The 1,119-nt window shown below is 69.0% G+C and carries 1 protein-coding gene and 1 pseudogene; both read right to left on the bottom strand.

Annotated features, from left to right (window positions below):
• Positions 1 to 230, bottom strand: a pseudogene (locus tag ABZ860_RS42820) (esterase); the annotation flags it as partial.
• Between the two features lie 105 nt (positions 231 to 335).
• The coding region (locus ABZ860_RS42825; RefSeq protein WP_357232619.1) for a lectin at positions 336 to 1,119 on the bottom strand (784 nt) is incomplete at its 5' end.

Consider the following 1,119-nt stretch of genomic DNA (forward strand, 5'->3'; position numbering starts at 1 on the left):
AAGATCGCGCTGGCCGACCCGCCGCAGTAGTGCACCAGCACCAGCAGCGCCGGCCGTGCCGCCACCCTGTCGGGCACGTACAGATACATGTTCAGGTTCGTCGGGTTGGTGCCGAAATTGGTCACCCGCGTCAGCGACGCCGCCGCGGCCGGCCGGGCGGCGAGGAACATCCCCACCACGACCAGAGGCAGGGCAGCGGCCGCGAGTATGGCTCTGAGTTTTTGTCTCACGCTATTTCCTCGAGAAGTCGGGTCTGGGAGTGAGCCGTCGGCAGGCTCCGTGGTGGTTGCGGCCGTGCCGCCCCGGCGAAGGGCGGCACGGCCGGGACCTCACCGTCAGACGCGGGTCCAGCGCTGGTTGGTCTGTCCGTTGCAGGACCAGATCTGGAGCTTGACGCCGTTGGCGGTCGAGTAGTTGGGGACGTCCAGGCACTTGTTCGCGCCGACGGCCGTGATGCTGCCGTCGGCGTTGAAGCGCCACTGCTGGTTGCTCTGGCCGTTGCAGTCCCAGATGATCACACTGGAGCCGTCGGCCGTGCCGCCGCCGTTCACGTCCAGGCACTTGCCGCCGTAGACCCGCAGCTCACCGGCGCCGGTCTGCGTCCACTGCTGGTTGCTCTGCCCGTTGCAGTCCCAGATCTGCGCCTGGGTGCCGTTGGCCTGCGAGGCGCCGGTGACGTCGAGGCAGCGGCCCGACCCCACCCCCCGGATGGCGCTCGTGGAGGAGCTCGGCGTGGCGCTGGGAGTGCTGCCGGACTGGCCGATGCTGCCGGGGACCGACTGGAGCGCCGCGTACCAGGCGGCGGCCATCTTGTCATAGCCGGTCGCGGTGGGGTGGACGCCGTCGATCAGGTCGGCGGTGGTCAGCTTGCTGTGCATGTCGACCAGGTGGACGTGCTTGCCGCTGTCGACCTTGGACTGCACGATGCCGGGGATCGCCGCGTTGAACGTCCTGGCCGCCGACTCCTGCCCGGAGTTCGACAGGGGGATGATGGTCGCGACGAACACCTCGGCGTTCGGCGCCCCCGCGGTGATGTGGTCGATCAGCGTGGACAGCCGCTGCGGCGCGCCGGACAGGTTGTAGTTCTGCAGCACGTCGTTGGTGCCGATGTGCAGCAGC

It is taken from the genome of Microbispora sp. NPDC046973 (genome assembly GCF_040644495.1).
In the GTDB taxonomy this organism is placed as follows: Bacteria; Actinomycetota; Actinomycetes; order Streptosporangiales; family Streptosporangiaceae; genus Microbispora.